This window comes from Parabacteroides timonensis (assembly GCF_900128505.1).
GTDB lineage: Bacteria > Bacteroidota > Bacteroidia > Bacteroidales > Tannerellaceae > Parabacteroides > Parabacteroides timonensis.
Genome location: NZ_LT669941.1, coordinates 3,601,497 through 3,620,880, shown reverse-complemented (window position 1 = coordinate 3,620,880; position 19,384 = coordinate 3,601,497). Strand labels below are relative to the sequence as shown.

The window sequence follows — 19,384 nt, the reverse complement described above, 5'->3', positions numbered from 1 at the left end:
AATCCGGATGGCTTTCCGATTTTTTGGAAAGTTACCGTCCGCCATTGGACGGGGAGCGATACCTGACGGACAAGNCCGCATTGCTGCAAAAGATGCGGAAAGAAGCCGGATGGCTTTCCGATTTTTTGGAAAGTTACCGTCCGCCATTGGACGGGGAGCGATACCTGACGGACAAGGATGTGGCGGAACTGCTCCGCGTGAGCCGCCGCACCTTGCAGGAATACCGCAACAACAGGATATTGCCTTTTATCCTGCTGGCGGGAAAGGTGCTTTATCCGGAATCGGGACTGCGCGAAGTGTTGGAAGCAAATTATAGGAAACCGCTGGAAGGATGAGATAAGGCGGCGGTATGCACAAGGAGGAAACGGACAACCCCGGTCGGGGAGCTGTCCGTTTCCTCTTTGCGTTGCCGGCACCGTCAATGTCCATGTGGGTTCAGCAATACCCGTTTGCCTTGTGGACAAGCATCACGTACGCCTGCTGCTTTTCTTTGGCAAGGGCCTTCTCCACCAGCCACCTGCGGAACACGTGCGTGCAGTAGGTGTTCAGCCGGAAAGCGATGGGGATGATGATTTCAAGCGCATAAACATCGGCGTGCAGACCGTTTTCAAGCCGCATGTAGCGGCACACCTCGTAGTCGTTCAGCACGTCCGACTTGCGGACGGCTTTGATGGCGGCGTTCACTGCCGGGACGCCTGCACGGAACAGTCCGGCGATTTCGGTGGCGGTCATCCATACCTCGTTACCGGTTACGTTGACCTTCTTGTCCTCTATGATAATTATTCCTCGTTTCATACTGTTTTAGATGTTACATCCGGTAAATTCCTCAATGGTGTTCAACTTGGCGGCAAGGCTCTCCATGTCTTGGTTGAGCTTCTCCTTGGTTATCTTCGCATAAATCTGGGTGGTCTTTATGCTCTTGTGCCCTAACATGGAACTCACCGTCTCAATGGGCACGCCGTTGGACAGAAAAACCGTCGTGGCTGCCGTGTGGCGGCTTTGGTGCCACGTGATATGCTTGGTGATGCCGCAACGCTTGGCGACGGCCCGGATTCCATGCAGGCAGGTCATATAGTGGGGGACGGGGAATATCCTGCCGTCCTCGCACAATCCCCGGTACTTGTCGATAATCCGCTTGGCGATGTCAAGCAGGCGGATGTTGGAAACGACACCCGTCTTCTGACGGCTGATGTTGATCCACTCGTGATCGTCGAAGTAGGTGCGGATATTCTCCTCCGTGAGATTGCGCATGTCGGCGAAGGACAAGCCCGTGAAGGCGCAGAACAGGTAGAGGTCGCGGTAAAGCTCCTGCTTGGCGTTCTTCAGTTTCCCGTCCATCAGCAGGCGGATTTCATCTTTCGTCAGGAAACTGCGTGTCGTTTCCTCCTTCTTGATTTCGTACTCCCGGAACGGGTCGCGCATGAGCCACTCGTTGTTGATGGCGATGAACACCATCGTCCGCAGCGGGCATACGTACAACCACACGGTATTGGTGCAGCAATGCTTGTCCGTGCGGAGGAACATCTCGAAGTCGGAGATAAATGCCGGGGTAAGCTCCTTCAAGGCAATGTCCTTCACATGGTAGCGGATGGTGAGGAACTCCTGCAGGTGCTTGTACACGGTCTTGTACTTGGCAAGCGTGCCTTTGGCTTTCATGCCTGCCTCCACCTGCTTCTCGTAGTCCTCGTTATGCCTGCTGAACACCTGCATCAAGGTATGGTAGCGGTGTTCAAGTCCGAGAAAGGCGTTCTTGACCTTTTCCGCCGTGACGTAGTTGTCACGCTCCATGATTTCCTGATAGTGCTTGTTGATGCGCACGCGCATCTTGTCGAGCAGGCGGTTCGTTTCGAGTGCCGCCGTGCTTCTGCCCGTGACGCGCCCGCCTTTGGTGTCCCACAACTTCGGATCGACGGTCAGCTTGCAACTGAACTGTGTCTGGCTTCCGTCCACCGTGATTCGACCCATGACGGGAACTGTCCCGTCTTTCTTCACTACCTGCCGTTTGAGGTAGAAGATGACTGAAAATGTACTCTTCATCGTTCTGAACTTTTTGGTTTCAAAATTACTTGGTGAAGAGTCCTTCGTCGATACGCAAATCGCAGAGGAACGGTGCAACTATCATCCGTTACCAAAATTATTACGTGAGTTGTCAGTAACTCACTATATAATAGCGTATTTCGCTATTCTTCCTAAGCTCCGATACCACCAATTATGCAGGGTAACGAATCGGTAACGTAGCGAAGTCCTAACTTGGTTCATACTTGACTTTTCTCGTCATCCGGTTACAGAAGTAACTTTCTCAAAAAGCCTATTTCTCAATAACTTTGCTCTACTTTTCCATATCTCACCGATTATTGCTACCTTTGTCTTATCAATAAGGATTATTTATCACTCCAACAGACCCATTAGTGAAGGCAGAAAGAAGAAAACAGGTATTCCTGGCGTGGTTATTGCTTTTGGTCATGCTTCCGTTCTTCGTCGTGAAGATCGCGCATAGGCATGAACTGAAAGAGGTGACTTGCTGCACTACTTCGCATGCCGATGAAGGGGAAGGACATTCTCAAAACCCCGACCACTGTCTGATCTGTAATTTTTTCCTTTCGCCATTCCTCGAATCGCATTCACTTGATTTACATTTTATACTTGCGCTCAGTCCTGTCGAGCGTATTACTTTCCCGGGTAAGAAGGTTTTTCTGCTTTCTTATTCACCTAATCTCCGTGCTCCGCCGGTAGCCTGATACATATCTAATTCATTATTTTCTAAATTAAACAGATTGTATTTATGCGTATCGGAATAATTCCGGGTATGCTGGTGGTATGCTGTATAGGTACCCTTCATGCCCAAGATCCCGACTCGCTCCGAAGTGTGTCGCTTTCCGAGATTGTGGTTACTGAAAACTACCAGTATCTGCGGAACAGGAATACGACACTCCATTTGGATGTGGTTGGGAAAGAATTTCTAAAAGAGCATTTTTCCGGCAATTTGATGCAGACCCTGGAACAGCTTCCCGGGGTTCATTCGATGGATATCGGTTCCGGTTTTTCGAAGCCGGTGATTCGTGGTATGGGCTTCAACAGGGTATCGGTGACGGAGAACGGCATCAAGCAGGAAGGCCAGCAGTGGGGAGCCGACCACGGGCTTGAAATAGATGCTTTCAATGTAGAACAGGTTAACATAAGGAAAGGGCCGGCTTCGCTCCTGTACGGGAGTGATGCGATGGGCGGAGTAGTCGAGATTACCCAGGCCGCGCCTCCGTTTGACGACCAGGTGTTCGGTGAGGTGGATTTATTGGGGAAGTCGGTCAACGGACTGTTCGGCGGCTCCCTGATGTTGGGTGTGAAGAAGGATCGTTGGTTCACGAAGCTGCGTTATTCGGAGCAGCATTTCAGCGATTACCGTATCCCGACGGATACGATCAGTTACCTGACTCAGAAGATCCCTGTATATAACCGCCGGTTGAAGAATACGGCCGGCTTCGAGCGAGATGCGAGCTTATTTACCCAATATCGGAAGAACGGTTATATGGGGAATTATGCGGTCAGCAACGCTTATCAGAAGGTGGGTTTCTTTCCGGGTGCTCACGGCATTCCCGACCCGTCGCGGGTGGAGGACGACGGTAGTTCGCGGAACATCGAATTGCCTTACAGTTTTGTCAATCATCTGAAGGTGACTACCCATCAGGAGTATGCCTGGGAGAAGCTATTGCTTCAGTGGGATCTGGGATACCAGAACAATCACCGCGAGGAATGGAGCCTGTTCCATACCCATTACGGCACACAGCCTGTGCCCGACATAGATCCGGACAAAGAGTTGGCTTTTACCTTGAATACGTTCAGTTCGGGTGTGAAAGTGCGGCTTACCGGCTCTCCGGTTTGGGATCACAGTGCCGGCTGGGACTTGCAGTACCAGCGGAATACCATTTCGGGGTACTCTTTCCTGCTGCCGGAATATACTCGTTTTACAACAGGCTTCTCCTGGCTGACTACTTATAAGCCGACGGAGGTATTGTCTGTCAGCGGCGGACTGCGTTATGATATAGGTAAAACGGATATCAGCCCTTTTACGGATGCTTATCTGGCTACTTATCTCCAGGAGCAAGGTTACGACCAGGCAGTCATCGATGCGAATGAGGTACGCAGTCATGCGGTAGACAGGAGCTTCGGCGATTACTCCGCTTCGTTGGGTGTTGTCTGGTCGCCGGCCAGGGAGCATCTGGTGAAAGTCAATGTAGGACATAGCTTTCGTTTGCCGGGTGCGAACGAACTGGCCTCCAACGGGGTGCATCACGGTACTTTCCGGCATGAGCAGGGCGACCCGAACCTGGACTCCGAACGGGGCTGGCAGTTGGATATGGCTTATTCCTTCTTTGGAAAGTTCTTTTCGGTTACCTTTTCTCCGTTTGTCAGTTGGTTCAGCAACTATATCTATTTGAAACCGACCGGCGAATGGTCTGTTCTTCCACATGCCGGGCAGATTTACCGCTATACGGGAGCCGAGGCTCTTTTTGCCGGTGGGGAACTTTCAGCAAAGGTCGATCTGCCGTTGCATCTCAGTTATGAATTGGGAGGCGAGTATGTCTACACCTACAACTGCGACGAACATATACCGCTTAGTTTCTCTCCCCCCGGTTCCCTGCGGAACACGCTTTCGTGGGAGAAGAAACGGATGCGTTTTTATGTGGAACACCAGTATATAGCCGATCAGAACCGGGTAGCCCGGAATGAAGATCCTACGCCGGGAGCACAGTTATTGCATCTGGGTGCCGGCTTCCGTATTCCTATGGGCGGGACGGATATAGAGGTTACTCTGTCTGCCCGGAATTTACTGAATACGAAATATTACAATCACCTCAGTTTTTATCGTAAGGTAGAGATCCCGGAGCCGGGACGTAACTTCCAGTTATTAATAAAGATTCCATTTAAAAAATTACTCAAATGAAAACAGCATTTTATCTATCGATAGTTAGTATCCTGGCAGTATCTGCCTTGTTTGTATCTTGTTCGGATGATGAAAAGGACGGCGACACGACGAAGCCGGTCATCAACCTGATCGAACCGGAAGAGGGGGCGATGTTGAAGCCGGGCTCTTCCATCCATTTTGAAATGGATCTGTCGGATAATGTGATGCTTGGCTCTTATAAGGTCGAGATACACAATAACTTCGACGGGCACGACCATACGAAGGCGGTGACAGGCGAGACGGTCGCTTTTGCATTTAACCGGTCATGGGATGTGTCAGGCCAGAAGAATACGCATATCCATCACCATGAAATAGAGATTCCGGCCAATGCAACAGAAGGTAATTATCACCTGATGGTATATTGTACGGATGCTGCCGGAAACGAGGCGTATGTAGCGCGCAATATTAAAATTACTTTTCTCTTGAAAGAAAAGTAATCAAAAGTTCAAGGCTGCACCTGGTTCGCTACTCCGCATCCTACGTTCGCTGTCGATAGGTAAGGGTCGTTCGCGAACGACCCCTACAGCGGATGCTCCGGACGCTCACTCCGGCTGCTGCGCTTAACGCTCGCCAGCTGAGGCCTTGATTTTTGTCTACTTTTGGATCAAGCCAAAAGTAGTTAAAAACTTGCTTTCTCCGGTTCCGGAGCCACATACGTCAGGATCTGGCCGCTCAGTTGGAGCAGGGAGACTTCGCAGAGTTTGGTGGAGTATTCTGCGATGGACTGGCGTTCTTCGGCTTCCAGTAAGCTGTTTTGTGCTTCGCGCAGTTCGATACCGGAAAGCTCACCCAATTTGTAGCGGTCGATGGCGATACGGTAGTTCTCTTGTGCAACGACCAGGTTTTCCTTTTCCAGGCTCCATAGGTCGAGGTTATTCTGGTAAGCCATCCAGAGGTTACTCATGTCCGCACGTAAGGCCAGTTCCAGTTCCTGCATGCGTAATTCCTTATTCTCGATCTCGATACGGGCATTGCGGCGTTCGCGGCGGCGGTTCAATCCGTCGAACAGACTCAGCCCGACGGTTATGCCGTAGTTGAGGCCCAGGCGTTGTTGCAGGTCGGTGCTCCCCACCTCATACCAGTTGGCGGTGTAGCCATAGCCCGCATTCAGTTTTACGTAGGGGTAGTTGCGGCTTTTAACCTTTTTGTAATCCAGTTCCGAAAGCGTTTTGTTTTTCTGTGCGATCAGGAGCGAGGCGTTCGACTCTATCGTGCTTTTCCACAGTTCCACTTCATCCAGGAAGATATTCGGATAGATCACCGAGTCTTTGATAGCGATGTTCTCCTCTACATTTTCGAGTGCCATCAGCTCATTGAGCCGGATACGCGAGGTGTTGACTACCTCCAACTGGTTCAAAACCTTCGAACTGTCGGAGTTGAAGTCGACCTGTGCCTGTTGCAAGTCCATGCGTGAGCCGGAGCCGATATGATATCGCTCTTCCGCGATACGGACACGTTCGCGGGAAAGATCGAGGGAAGAACGTAGGTTACGCAGACGGATATTCTGGCGGATACGGTTATAATACTCGCTGGAAAGGTCTGCCACGAAATCCTCTATCGTCATGCGGGTGTTCAGTTCGCCCATCCGCTGTAACTCTTTCAGGCGCGAATACTCGGCCTGTATGCCGAAGCCGTCGAATACGGTCCAGTTCACGTTCAGGCCTATGTTGCTGGTTTCGCTGTTGACGCCGTTTTGCTTTTCGGTGGTGCCGTCGGTCAGCTTGTTACGGTTGTTGTTGATCGAACCGCTGAACCCGCCGCTCATATCCACGGTGGGCAGGTAACCGGCATTGCCCGGCGTAGCGTTGTTGTCGCTAATCTGTTGTTCGTTTCGTATGATGCGGATGGAATAGTTACGCTCCAGTCCCGTTTCGATACATTGTCTGAGGCTGTATACTTCCTGCGCCTTTACACCCAGGGCAGCAGATGCAGCCAGTATGATTATTGCCAATCTTTTCATATCTTTTTTGCTCTGTCTGTTGAGATAAAACTATACATTGCCGGAACGATAAACAAAGTAAGGAATGTCGAAACCAACATACCGCCTACTACGGCAATACCCATCGCGACACGTCCCTGTGCTCCTTCGCCTGTTGCATATACCAGCGGTACCAATCCGAGGATGGTAGACACGCTGGTCATCAGGATCGGACGCAGACGCTGTGTCGATGCCGAGCGGATCGCTTCCGCCATACTCAACCCCGCCTCCTGACGCTGGTTGGCAAACTCCACGATCAGGATACCGTTCTTCGCCACCAGACCGATCAACATAATGATACCGATCTGACTGAATATATTCATCGTAATGCCCGAATAACTCATAAACATCAACGCTCCGGCGATAGCCAGCGGCACGGTGAACATCACCACCAGCGGGTCTTTGAAGCTCTCGAATTGGGCGGCAAGCACCAGGTAGATCATCAACAATGCCAGGATCATGGCGAACATCAAGCTGGATGAACTCTCGCGGAACTCTTTCGACTCGCCCGAAAGAGCCGTACGGAAGCTGTTGTCCAACGTCTCAGACGCGATACGATCCATTTCGTCCAGACCGTCGCCTATTGTATATCCTTTGTTCAGACCACTGGAAACCGTTGCCGACACAAAGCGGTTGTAGCGGTACAACTGCGGCGGCGCCACATCTTCATGCAGGGCGACGAGGTTATCCAGCTGGATCATATCCCCGTTGTCGCTACGTACATAGATGGATTTCAGGTCGAGCGGCGTGTTACGTTGCTGACGGTTGATCTCTCCCAATATCTGATACTGTTTACCGTTCATATAGAAATAACCCATACGCTGTCCGCTCAACGCATACTGCAATGTCTGAGCAATATTACGGGTACTTACTCCCAGTGAAGAAGCCTTGTCGCGGTCGATCTCGATACGCGTCTCCGGCTTGGTGAACTTCAGGTTCACGTCCGCCATCTGGAATACGGGACTTTCGTTTACCTTCAGCATGAAAGCCGGCAGGTGTTCTGCCAGTTTCTCCAGGCTGGGCGCCTGTAATACATACTGTACGGGCATACCCCCACGGCGTCCTCCGAAAGTGGATTGCTGCTGTACGAATGCACGGGCCTGTGTCTCTTTCCTCACCGCCGCCGAAAGCTGCTCGGCTATTTCCATCTGCGAGCGCTCGCGTTCTTTGATGTCCGGCAGGATCACGCTGATGTTTGCGTTACTGCTCGTCGAGCGGTTGGTCAGGAACTTACGCTCGGGTGCGATAGAGTCGGCCAGTTCAGCTATCCGGTCGGAATAATCGCGGATAAACTCGAAGGTAGCCCCTTCCTGCGCACGCATATTGATCGAGATGGACGAACGGTCTTCCAGGGGTGACAATTCCGACCGGATCGTTTTCCAGAAATATCCGATCGAACCGAACAGGATCGCCACGATGGGGATCGCCCACCATTTATGGCTCAGGAAATAATTGAGCGACCGGGCATAAATATTATTCAACCCTTCGAAGAAAGGTTCGGTCTTCACATACAGCCAGTTCTTCTTTTCCCGCCTGCGTAGTAGCTTAGTTGCGAGCATAGGCGTAAAAGTCAGGGCGACAAATGAAGAAATCGCCACGGAACCTGCAATTACGATACTGAACTCCTTGAACAGACGTCCTGTCATCCCTTCCATAAACACGATCGGGAGGAATACGGAGATCAGGGTGATCGTGGTGGATACTACCGCAAAGAATATTTCCTTCGACCCTTCTATCCCCGCCTCTTTCGGGTTCATCCCCTTTTCGATACGGACATAGATATTCTCCGCGACTACAATCGCATCGTCTACCACCAACCCTACGGAGAGCACGACGGCCAACATGGTCAATACGTTGATGGAGAAGCCGGATATATACATTACAAAGAAGGCCCCGACCAGGGATACCGGGATTACCACACACGGTACCAGCGTCACACGCCAGTCGCGCAGGAACAGGAAGATGATCAATACCACCAGTGCGAATGCCACATAGATCGTCTCTTCCACCTCGGCGATGGAGGCGCGGATGAAACGGGTATTGTCGTATATCATTTCGATCGTCACATCTTCCGGAAGATCTTTCTTCAGCTGCTCGATACGTCTGTAAGCCTCGTCGGCAATTTCGATATGGTTGGCTCCCGGCTGGGGGATGATTACGTCGATCACCATCGGCTCGCCGTTTTTGCGCAGGATACTGCGGAGGTCTTCCGGGGCCAGTTCCGCCCGTCCCACATCTTTGAAACGAACGATATTGTTAGCATCCTCCTTGATGATCAGGTCGTCGAATTCTTTAGCCGTATGCATCAGTCCCAGCGTACGGATGGAGAGGTCGATCGTATTTCCTTCGATACTGCCGGAGGGCAACTCTACGTTTTCCGCATCCACCGCATTCTTCACGTCCAACGGAGTGACGCCATAACCCGCCATCTTGATCGGGTCGAGCCACAGGCGCATGGAGTAACGTTTCTGTCCCCAGATATCCACCCCGCTCACATTCGAGATCGTCTGCAAACGCTCTTTTACCGTCAGCTCGGCGATCTCGCTCAATTCCATCAGCGAACGCCTGCTGCTCTGGATACCGATCTGCATGATAGGCGATGCGTCGGCATCGGCCTTCGATACGGTAGGAGGGTCGCAGTCGCGCGGCAGATAGCGTTGGGCACGCGATACCTTGTCGCGCACGTCGTTAGCCGCCGTTTCCATATCCACCGACAACTCGAACTCGACGGTGATACGGCTGCTACCCTGGCTGCTGACGCTGCTCAGTGAACGGATACCCGGGATACCGTTGATGTTCTGTTCCAACGGCTCCGTGATCTGGTTCATGATAACCTCGGCATTCGCTCCCGGATAGGATACGTTTACCGAGATAATAGGCTGGTCTACACTGGGGAACTCGCGAACCCCCAGGAACTTGTAGCCGATCATACCGAACAGCAGGATGACGAGCATCATTACTGTCGAAAGTACCGGCCTGTTTATACTGGTTTCCGATATATTTGCCATAGGGGAATTTAATACAGATTATCAATAGTAACTTGCATACCGGTACGCAGCTGCATCACACCGGTGGTGATCAATGTATCGCCGGGCTGTATGCCTTGAAGTACCTGCACACGGCTTTCCGTACGCAGTCCGATCGTGACTTCCGCCGGTTCGGCTACTCCGTTCTTATACAGGTAGACCACATTCTTTCCCATTTCGGGGATCAGCGCTTCGCTCGGGATAGCCAATGCGTCTTTTATTTCGCGTTTGGTGATCTCCACCGAGGTATAACGTCCGGGGAAGATCGACTCGTTGGTGTTGGGGTAGGTGGCACGCACTTTCAGGGTACGGGTCGACATATCCACCTTGCTTTCCACGGCATATACTTTCGCGCTGTAATCGCGCATCATACCGTTGGAGTCTTCCAGGCGGAAGACGATGGAAGTGCCGTCGGTTACGTCGGTCGCATAGTTTTCCGGAATGGAGAATTCGATTTTCAGCGGCGATATCTTCGTCAATTTGGTAATGACGGTAGTGGGAGAGACATAGGCCCCTTCGCTGACCGAGCGCAGCCCGATGATCCCGTCGAACGGAGCGCGTAGCTCTGTTTGCAGGATATTGGCTTTCACCAGGTCGATATCGGCCATCAGTTTCTCATATTCGGTAGTCACCTGCTCGTAAGCCTCTTGGCTGACGGCATCTTTTTCAAGAAGTGTGCGTTGGCGGTACACCCGGTCTTTTGCCAGGGGGATCTGGGCTTCCAGTTTTCTAAGCTGGGCCTGTAAAGGCTTGTCGTTGATTTTTGCCAACAGGTCGCCTGCTTTCACATGCGTACCTTCGGTGAAATAGATGTTCACTACTTTTCCTGACGACTCGAAGGATAAGTCTACTTCTTCGTCGGGGATGATACTGCCCGTGCTAATAACTTTGTCGGTCAGTGATTGGAATTTCAGCACTTCGGCGTTAATGTTCAATACCTGCTTCCGTAAGCTCGTTCCCGGGGCGGGAGCCACTTCGTCCGCTTTGCCGGATGCAGTCAACTGGGTCTTAATCTGTGGATAAACAATCATTCCTACAATCAATAGAAGGATTGCGGCGGTAACGCCCCACTTCACTCTCTTCGTCATATTTTCAATGGTATCTACTTTAAAACTTATCAATAGGCATGTAAATATACACAACTCAATCGGAATATAGACAAAGAGGCGATAAAAAGGTTTAATCGGCAGGAAAAATAAAATGAATATAATAGTAGTTATAGAAAAAGGTGAGCTTCAAGTAGGAGCAATATTTGAGCCTTTTTTATGAGCCTGCGGCATGGGGCTTTGCCCCATAAAAGACAATGAGACAAATAGGCTCAAAACTGACAATAACTGAACTACATTTCTCGATATCTCTGATAAGCTAAAGAATACAGCTATGTAATTGGATTTCTCCTGATTACCAATATAATATCAGCCCTGCAATCCCAGCCAATACGATCATCAGAATCGGATGGACTTTGAACTTCCAGGTGAGGATAAAGGCGGCGCCGAAGATCAGGAAACTTTTGTAGTCGATGAAGTTTTCTTTGTTCATCAACATTAATGCAGCCGCGGCTATCAGTCCGACTGTTGCGGGGCGCAGGCCTGTGAAAGCGGCTACGACGTATTTGTTGTTCTTGAATTTAGCAAAGAAATAGGAAATGACCAATACCAGGATGAACGAAGGCAGACAGACGGCGAACGTAGTCAGGCATGAGCCCAAAACTGCCATCGCAGGTGAGTATCCTGCGTTATGAATGGCCGTGTAACCGATATAAGTGGCACTATTGATACCGATCGGGCCCGGTGTCATCTGGGAGATAGCTACAATGTCCGTGAATTCCTGTAAAGAAATCCATTTGTAACGGTCTACCACATCCGCCTGTATCAGTGAAAGCATGGCATATCCGCCACCAAAACCGAAGATACCGATCTTCAGATAAACGTAAAGTAACTGCAACCAAATCATATCAATTCTTCTTTATCTTTAAACCATACACTAACCCTCCCGCAATAGCTACAAGGATGATCCATACCGGTGAGACGCCTCCCATCCAGATAAGCAGAGCTGCTGCAATAGGGATAATCATTGTCAGGTAGTTGAGTTTGATGGATCGTGCCGTAGTGATACAAGGAACCGCGATGAGGGCAACAACTGCCGGACGTAATCCCTTGAATATCTTTTCAATCCATTCGTTGTCCTGCACCTGCGAAAAGAATGAAGCGATCACCAGGATGATAAGGAATGACGGCAGGATCGTACCGAGGGCACAGATGACGCTTCCCATGCTTTTCTTTAGCTTGTAGCCGACAAAGATGGATATATTCACTGCAAAAATACCCGGTAACGACTGTGCAACGGAAAAGAGGTCGATGAAATCTTCTTTAGATAACCAGCCTCGGTCTACGACTTCCCGCTGGATCAGCGGTAACATAGCATATCCGCCGCCTATTGTACCCACACCTATTTTGAGGAATGTAAGAAAGAGCGTCCAATACATAATTTAATTATCCCTTTAAAAGTAAGCGACAAAGATAGGGAATATTTTTTAGTCGAGCCAGGGTGTAGGATTGAGTTTCGTTTTCTCTTTCCAAAGCTGGAAATGAAGGATGGTAGCGTTTCCGGCTTCCGTATCGGTGAATATCTTACCGATGGCCTGACGGGTGCTGACTTTGTCGCCGGCTTTTACGTATACCTGGCTAAGGTTACTGTAAACGGTCAGGTAGTTGCCGTGGCGGACGATCACTGAATTGTTATAGCCGGGAACTACGAATACACGGGTTACTTCGCCGTTGAATATCGCACGGGCATCGGTTCCCGGTGTAGTCTGAATATCGATACCGCTGTTGTTGGTACGGACGTATTTCAGTTCCGAATGCTGTTGTTCGCCAAAGGTTCCGACAATAGTATAACGTCCTGATATGGGGAACGGCAGGCGTCCGCGGTTGCTGGCGAAATCGTCGGACAGTTTCTTTTCTGCCTTGGTCATAGCGTAACCTCCTTTAGTATCGGCTACACGTTCTTCGCGTATCGGCTCTTGTACCGGCTCTTTTCCTTCGGCTTTTGCTTTGGCATTGGCCTTTTCACGGGCACGGCGTTCACGTTCGCGGGCAGCTTTTGCTTCGGCTTCGGCACGGGCTATTTCTTCGGCGATCTGCTTTTCGATCTGACGGTTCAGGGCGTTGGCCTGTTGCTGCTTCTTCCGGAGTTCGTCTTTCAGTTGTTTTTGTTTCTTGTTAAGTTCCTGTACCTCTACTTTTTGGTTGCTTTCTTCGGTTTGAAGCTTCTGGCTTTCTTGTTCACGGGTTCCCAACAGAGCATTCTTTTCGGCACGGGTCTTCTCCAGTTCCCGTTGTTTCAGGTTGATCTCGGTTTGTTTGTCGATGATCTCCGTTGCCTGGTTTTTTTGCCAGTCGGAATATTCGCGCAGGTAACGCATGCGGCGCATGGACTGGGCGAAATTGTCGGCAGAGAGGATAAACAGTAGTTTGTCTTGCGAACTGCGGCGTTTATACAGGCTTTGTGCTGATTTTCCGTAGTTGGTACGTTTCTCGCCCAATTCCTTTTCCAGCTTGTTGATCTCACGGCGGGCAGCAGCGATCTGGTTGTCAATCTCGCCGACTTCCTGGTTCAACAGGCTGATTACTTTCTTACGGGAAAGAATCTGCTGTGAGAGCAGGTTCAGGCGGTTGAGGGAGTTTTGGGCTGTCCGGGTAGTCTCTTTCAGTAATTGGTTTGTCATTTCGATTTCAGCCAGCGCTTTCTTACGCTGCTCTTCAAGCTGTCTCACCCGGGCTGACTTCTGACCGAAGGCGGTCAGGGCGGATAACGTGAATATGACAATCCAAATATACTTCATCTCTATTTTTGACTGTTACTGATTGACTTTATGATTTGTGCAAAGGTAATACGATTATATTTAGCAGGAATAGCAAAATCGAGATTAACAGGCACATTTGTCTGTATACGGGAGAAACGGAAAGCAATCCCTCCTTGTGACGAGCCGTTTGACAGTACATTTACATCCATCAATTGCGGGAACGGTTGTCCGTCCGTCACGCGGAAATCGGCATAGTCCCATTGCAGGGCGTATTGTTCGGACGGATCTGTTATGTAGGTGGAAAGCAGCTTCTCTTCGCCGTCGGCAAAGAAAGTGTAGAGCAATCCGATAGCGTCTTTTACCTTGATCTCGGCTTTGTCCCCGTCCTGGTTTAGCTTGAACCGCTTGAACTGTTTCGGCTCGATCTCCTGATGGCCGGGTAGGAATATACGGTTGGTAAACAACGCCTGCAGGTTATAGAAATTAAACTCGATCGGGGTTTGTCCTTTCAGGTCGGCATAACGTTCGGCTACATAGCGTTTGTTCATCCGGTCGATTACCTTGATGCTGTCCACGGTGAATTCGGCGCGGAATACCTCTATCCCCAGGAAAGGCTGTACGGATAACTGGAAGGCACTGTCACGCACCATCTTCAGGTCGACACGTGAGCTCATGTTGTTCTTCGACATTTTAAGTTCCGCATTCAGTCGGGCCGTCAGGGTATTGAACTGAAAAGCATGTTCTTCCATCAGTTCGAAGAATTCGTTATGCGCCTTGGCACCTCCCGATACGACTGTACCGATCTTCTTTGAAGATTTACAGCCTGAAAGGAATACGATGCAACATAAGATGATACCCAGGGTTATTCGTTCTCGTGTTTTATTCATTCTTGACCTCCTCTTCGATATATTTGCCTTCGATTATCTTGCGGTCGAGTATTTCGCTTTCTTTACCCAGTTCGCGGGCTTTTTTCCACTGTTCGACGGCTTTGTCCTTATCTCCTGTCATATAAAGGATGTCGCCATAATGGTCTACCAGTTCGGCGCTTTTTGTCTTATCTTTTTCCAGGGCGCTTTCGATATAGATCTTGGCAAGGGTATAGTTGCCCTGCACGAAGAATATCCAGGCGTAGGTGTCGAGATAAGTGGCATTGTCCGGTTCGAGCTTGATGCATTGTGCACTCATGCGTTCCGCCTTTTTCAGGTCTTTCTTGTCGAGAGAAAGGAAGTAGGCGTAATTGTTGAGGACGACGATGTTGTTTTCGTTGTACTTCAATGCCTCGTCGTATGCTTTGTAGGTCTGGTCCATCTGCTTCATCTGGTAGTAGATGTCGCCGATCTGACCGTAAAAGTCCGATTTTAGGCGCGGGTTCTCCGCTGGGATGATGCCGATACCGGCATAGTAGGTGTTCAGGGCTTCCTGGTATTTCTCCTGCTGGTAATAAGCGATACCCAGATAGAAGTAATATTCGGGAGCGTCCGGGAACAGTTCCTGGCATTTGGTACAGATGCGAATCACTTCCGGTATATCTTCCGCTTTCAACGACATGTTGAGAAGCTGTTGCCAGGCTCCGGCGTTTTCGGGTTCCATTTCGGTAATGAGCTGGAACTGGAAGCGTGCTTCGTCGGTCTTTCCCTGCGACAACAGGAGGCTACCGTACATCTGTTTCAGCTCGGTGTCTTCCGGGTGCTGTTCCAGCAAGGTCTGGAAGAGAGCGTTGGAGCTGTCGGTATCTTTCTGTGTTTGTTGCAGTTTCAGGATATAGCGAGAGAGGATGCCGACTTTGGTATCTACATCTAGTTTCTCGTTTATCAGGGCGGTACGTATCTGTTCTTCGGCAGCCTCTTTGTTACCGGTTGCTTCGTAGTAGTTTGCCATAGAAACGATGTAGTAAGGGTTACCCGGATCGATCTGGTGCGCTTTGTCATAGTAAGAGCGGGCCTTTATCGTATCGTTCTTTTCCAGGTGAAGGTCACCCAGTATGATCTGGTAACGGGCTTCCATCGGGTATTTGGCAGCCAGTTTCTCTATCTCCTTGAAGGCAGCATCCGATTGCTCCAGTTGGTTGTAGAGTTTATACTTTTGCATGGAAAGGGCTTCATTCATTCCTATCGACGACTCGAGGGCGTTGTAGGCATCGATGGCCTCTCCGATTTCACCTTCCTGTGTAAGGGCTTCTGCCAGGTAATAGTTGAGCTCCGGTTTGCCCGGATAGGCTTTGAGCAGCTTCTCGTATTCTTCGGCGGCTTCTCCGTACATACCGAGGTTGCGGGAGATAGTGGCCAGTGCCATACGGTAGGTGAAATTGTCGGCACTGTTCGCTACGGCGCGTTTCAGCATGTCGACAGCCTTTTCGGGGCGGTTCAACTGTATGTAGAAAGAGGAAAGTTCGTACAACACCGGGGATGCGGTAGAGTCGATTGCGAGGCAATGGTTAAACGCATCGAAGGCGGCGTCGAATTTTCCGGCAGTCTTCAGGTTCAACCCTTCAAAAAAGAAATAGTCGAATTTCCTCTGTTCGGCTGCGCTTAGTTCGTTCGGCTTTGAGGGGGTGTCTTTCTTTTCTTCTCCTGCATGCAACGGTTGAATGCCCATAAGTAGAAAGAATGAAAAGAGTATCCCGTATATTAATTGCTTCAACATATATCTGATGTTTCTATATTTGTTTGCATGTTACTGCTTGCCGGTATGTCCGAAGCCGCCGGCACCGCGTTCGGTTTCGTCCAGCACTTCTACCTGCTTCCAACTTACCTGGTTGTAGGTGGCGATCACCATCTGGCAGATACGTTCTCCGTCGTTTACAGTGAACGGCTCGGAAGAGAGGTTGACCAGGATAACGCCAATTTCGCCCCGGTAATCCGCATCGATCGTTCCCGGTGTGTTTAACAGGGTGATGCCATGTTTCAGTGCCAGGCCGCTACGGGGACGCATTTGCGCTTCATATCCTTCCGGGAGGGCGATGTAGAGCCCTGTCGGGATCAGTTTACGTTCTAGCGGTTTCAGTACGACGGGTTCTGTCAGATTTGCACGAATATCCATACCTGCCGATAATTCGGTCGCGTAACCGGGTAGCGGGTGATGTGACTTGTTAATTATCTTTACTTCCATATATTATCTTGTTTTCTTTATTTCCGAACGGAGACTTTCCGGATCACACCGGGTACTCCAAAACGAAGCGATAAAAACTATATCATCATCGATATAATAAATAACCTTATAATTTCTGTGAATAACTAAACTACGATACTCTTGTCCGAGCCCTTTCAAAGAGGGTTCAATCTTACCTAAAAGAGGAAAAACAGACAGCCGCTCATCAGTCTTTTGTACTTCGTCCACAAAGCGGATCACTGCCTTTTCCCCAAAAGCAAGCATACCAAACGATATCGCTTCCTTAAACAATGCCTTAGCTTCATCAAGCCAAATTACTTGCATAAAAACGGATATTCATTTCTTAGCTCTTGAAAGACGTTTTCGCTTAAGGTGAAACGTCCGGCGATACGATCCTCTTCAGCTCTCTCTAAACTTTCTTTCAATTGAGTGATCGAATGTGGTAATGCTGGTATATCCCCAAGCAAGTCATTAGAAACCTCTTGCCTTGCTTGAAACTTTACTTTTACTTTTCTTACGGCATCAAGAATAGCTTCCATAAGCTCCTCATTTCCTAAGGCACTCATGGTTTCCTCTATGTATACATATTTCAATTCATTCACAGCCATACTTAATAAGTTTTAATACTTGATCCTCACAAAGGTAAGGAATTAACTAATTACTCCAGTCTCCGTTCTCTTTTATTAACTGAACTAAACGTTCTACTGCATCTTCTTCGGCGACGTTCTTCAATACGCATTCTTTGCCTTTGTAAAGGCTGATCTGTCCGCGTCCTGCGCCAACGTAACCGTAGTCGGCATCGGCCATTTCGCCGGGACCGTTTACGATACATCCCATGATACCGATCTTCAGGCCTTTCAGGTGCGAGGTTGCTTCCTTGATACGGGCGATGGTGGTCTGCAGGTCGTAAAGCGTACGTCCGCAGCTGGGGCAGGAGATATATTCTGTTTTGCTGATACGTGAACGGGTGGCCTGAAGGATACCGAACATACAACTGTCTGTGATAGTAGCTTCGCACTCGTCGTTTTGCAGCATGATACCGTTGCCGAAACCGTCGAGCAGCAGGGTACCGAAATCGGCGGCCGATTTCAATTGCAGCGACTCTTTGTCCGTTTCGTGGTATTCGCGGTGAAGGACGACCGGGACGTCGCAGCCGGCTATCATCAGTTTATGCATCGCTGCGCGTTGGGAACCGACACCGTTCCGGTGGTGGGTGCTTAGTACGACTACGATGGTCGGATCTTGTTTCAGTATCTCCAATGTACGGCTTGTCAGGTCGTTGTACGTCAGCCGTATAAACTTCAGCGGAGAGTTGAAGTTCTTTATTTCTTCTATTTCAGAGGCTATGAAGTAAGGGAATGCATTCGGACGTTCTTTCCAGAAATGGGCGTCTACCAGCATGCGGAAATTGTCGGGAAGGTTTTCAGGATCCTCCTTGCCGATATAAATATAGTCCGGCATCGACAAATGGTCGAATTCAAAGTCGCCATTACTGCGGTCGGAGATAACGATAGGAGGAAAATTGCCTCCGATACCTTCCGTTACGCGGCTGATACGGCGGGTGGCTGTGATCGGGTCGTAACCGGGAGCGATATTGGCTGTAATAGGTTTATGTCCCCGGCGTTCGAGGATATAGTCGACTAGTTTGCGGGCCACCGGCATTTCTGCTTCCGGGTCTTCGCTGAGAGAGACGCGGATCGTGTCGCCTATGCCGTCTGTCAGCAGGGTTCCGATACCGACAGCACTTTTGATACGGCCGTCTTCTCCGTCGCCGGCCTCTGTTACTCCCAAGTGAAGCGGGTAATGCATATCTTCAGCATCCATCGTCTGAACGAGCAGGCGTACGGTTTTGACCATTACGACGGTGTTGGAAGCCTTGATCGATATGACTACGTCAGGGAAGTTTTCATCCCGGCAGATACGCAAGAACTCCATGCAGGAGGCTACCATTCCTTCGGGGGTGTCACCGTACCGGCTCATGATGCGGTCGGACAGTGAACCGTGATTTACGCCAATGCGGATGGCGGTACCGTGTTCTTTACAGATATTGAGAAAGGGAACAAAACGGTCGCGTATCTTCTGTAACTCCGCGGCATATTCTTCGTCGGTATATTCCAGAAGATCGAAGGTCTTTACTTTGTCAACGTAGTTACCCGGGTTGATACGTACTTTTTCTACCTCTGCAGCGGCAGCATCGGCTGCTTTGGGGTTGAAATGGATATCGGCAACCAGCGGGGTGGTATATCCCTGGGCAGTTAGTTCTTTGCGAATTTCTCCCAGGTTGCGGGCTTCGCGTTCGCCCTGGGCTGTGAAACGCACATATTCGGCTCCCGCTTCGATCATGCGGATGGCCTGGCGGATGGCGGCTTCGGTGTCCATGGTCGAAACATTTGCCATGGATTGGATACGTATCGGATTGTCGCCTCCAAGCGGCGTGTTCCCTATATTGACAACAGACGATTTGCGGCGACTGTAATTAAAATGATCCATCTTTTTCAGTTGACAAG

17 protein-coding genes and 1 pseudogene are annotated in these 19,384 nt (G+C 50.0%); 4 read left to right on the top strand and 14 right to left on the bottom strand.

Features of this window, described 5'->3' with window-relative positions:
* Positions 1 to 107 precede the first annotated feature (107 nt).
* Positions 108 to 335, top strand: a pseudogene (locus BQ7394_RS22125) (helix-turn-helix domain-containing protein); the annotation flags it as partial.
* A gap of 100 nt (positions 336 to 435) precedes the next feature.
* Here BQ7394_RS22125 and BQ7394_RS22120 read toward each other — a convergent pair.
* Both BQ7394_RS22120 and BQ7394_RS22115 read right to left on the bottom strand, forming a co-directional pair.
* Complete coding sequence (locus BQ7394_RS22120; RefSeq protein WP_075559391.1) at positions 436 to 795, bottom strand: RhuM protein; 360 nt, start codon at positions 793 to 795, stop codon at positions 436 to 438.
* Between the two features lie 6 nt (positions 796 to 801).
* Positions 802 to 2,037, bottom strand: coding sequence for a site-specific integrase (locus BQ7394_RS22115; RefSeq protein ID WP_075559390.1), 1,236 nt, complete (start codon positions 2,035 to 2,037; stop codon positions 802 to 804).
* 371 nt (positions 2,038 to 2,408) lie between these two features.
* Here BQ7394_RS22115 and BQ7394_RS22110 point away from each other — a divergent pair, with 371 nt between their 5' ends.
* Genes BQ7394_RS22110 through BQ7394_RS22100 form a run of 3 tightly spaced genes read left to right on the top strand, consistent with a single transcriptional unit; the run spans position 2,409 to position 5,397 of the window.
* Positions 2,409 to 2,738 carry a hypothetical protein gene (locus BQ7394_RS22110; protein WP_235848801.1) on the top strand — a complete coding sequence of 110 codons (330 nt, stop codon included), beginning with the start codon at positions 2,409 to 2,411 and terminating at the stop codon, positions 2,736 to 2,738.
* A 44-nt stretch (positions 2,739 to 2,782) separates the two neighbouring features.
* Complete coding sequence (locus tag BQ7394_RS22105; protein WP_075559388.1) at positions 2,783 to 4,939, top strand: TonB-dependent receptor; 2,157 nt, start codon at positions 2,783 to 2,785, stop codon at positions 4,937 to 4,939.
* The gene (locus BQ7394_RS22100) at positions 4,936 to 5,397 is read left to right on the top strand and encodes a DUF4625 domain-containing protein (protein WP_075559387.1); all 462 of its coding nucleotides are present in this window, start codon (positions 4,936 to 4,938) and stop codon (positions 5,395 to 5,397) included. The genes BQ7394_RS22105 and BQ7394_RS22100 overlap by 4 nt, the downstream gene beginning before the upstream one ends.
* Before the next feature lie 182 nt (positions 5,398 to 5,579).
* On the opposite strand, the gene BQ7394_RS22095 is transcribed toward BQ7394_RS22100, so the two are convergent.
* The 12 genes from BQ7394_RS22095 to BQ7394_RS22040 form a co-directional block, all read right to left on the bottom strand.
* A complete protein-coding gene (locus tag BQ7394_RS22095; protein ID WP_075559386.1) occupies positions 5,580 to 6,920 on the bottom strand; it encodes a TolC family protein in 1,341 nt (446 codons plus the stop codon).
* Entirely contained in the window at positions 6,917 to 9,946 is a 3,030-nt protein-coding gene (locus BQ7394_RS22090) for an efflux RND transporter permease subunit (RefSeq protein ID WP_075559385.1), read from the bottom strand. Before BQ7394_RS22090 ends, BQ7394_RS22095 begins: the two co-directional genes overlap by 4 nt.
* A gap of 8 nt (positions 9,947 to 9,954) precedes the next feature.
* The gene (locus tag BQ7394_RS22085; RefSeq protein ID WP_075559384.1) at positions 9,955 to 11,052 is read right to left on the bottom strand and encodes an efflux RND transporter periplasmic adaptor subunit; all 1,098 of its coding nucleotides are present in this window, start codon (positions 11,050 to 11,052) and stop codon (positions 9,955 to 9,957) included.
* 313 nt (positions 11,053 to 11,365) lie between these two features.
* Positions 11,366 to 11,917 carry a chromate transporter gene (locus BQ7394_RS22080; protein ID WP_075559383.1) on the bottom strand — a complete coding sequence of 184 codons (552 nt, stop codon included), beginning with the start codon at positions 11,915 to 11,917 and terminating at the stop codon, positions 11,366 to 11,368.
* A gap of 1 nt (position 11,918) precedes the next feature.
* Entirely contained in the window at positions 11,919 to 12,449 is a 531-nt protein-coding gene (locus BQ7394_RS22075; protein WP_075559382.1) for a chromate transporter, read from the bottom strand.
* 48 nt (positions 12,450 to 12,497) lie between these two features.
* Positions 12,498 to 13,808: a murein hydrolase activator EnvC family protein gene (locus tag BQ7394_RS22070; RefSeq protein ID WP_075559381.1), complete on the bottom strand. Its 1,311-nt coding sequence runs from the start codon at positions 13,806 to 13,808 to the stop codon at positions 12,498 to 12,500.
* 2 nt (positions 13,809 to 13,810) lie between these two features.
* Complete coding sequence (locus BQ7394_RS22065) at positions 13,811 to 14,656, bottom strand: lipoprotein insertase outer membrane protein LolB1 (RefSeq protein WP_075559380.1); 846 nt, start codon at positions 14,654 to 14,656, stop codon at positions 13,811 to 13,813.
* Positions 14,649 to 16,412 (bottom strand): tetratricopeptide repeat protein, encoded by a 1,764-nt coding sequence (locus BQ7394_RS22060; protein WP_075559379.1) that lies wholly within the window; start codon positions 16,410 to 16,412, stop codon positions 14,649 to 14,651. The genes BQ7394_RS22065 and BQ7394_RS22060 overlap by 8 nt, the downstream gene beginning before the upstream one ends.
* A gap of 30 nt (positions 16,413 to 16,442) precedes the next feature.
* Positions 16,443 to 16,877, bottom strand: a complete 435-nt coding sequence (dut, locus tag BQ7394_RS22055; protein ID WP_075559378.1) for a dUTP diphosphatase — start codon at positions 16,875 to 16,877, stop codon at positions 16,443 to 16,445.
* 3 nt (positions 16,878 to 16,880) lie between these two features.
* The gene (locus BQ7394_RS22050; RefSeq protein WP_075559377.1) at positions 16,881 to 17,201 is read right to left on the bottom strand and encodes a type II toxin-antitoxin system RelE/ParE family toxin; all 321 of its coding nucleotides are present in this window, start codon (positions 17,199 to 17,201) and stop codon (positions 16,881 to 16,883) included.
* Entirely contained in the window at positions 17,192 to 17,485 is a 294-nt protein-coding gene (locus tag BQ7394_RS22045; RefSeq protein ID WP_075559376.1) for a hypothetical protein, read from the bottom strand. The genes BQ7394_RS22050 and BQ7394_RS22045 overlap by 10 nt, the downstream gene beginning before the upstream one ends.
* 46 nt (positions 17,486 to 17,531) lie before the next feature.
* On the bottom strand, positions 17,532 to 19,367 hold the full coding sequence (locus tag BQ7394_RS22040; RefSeq protein WP_075559375.1) for a 4-hydroxy-3-methylbut-2-en-1-yl diphosphate synthase: 1,836 nt from the start codon (positions 19,365 to 19,367) through the stop codon (positions 17,532 to 17,534).
* Positions 19,368 to 19,384 lie beyond the last annotated feature (17 nt).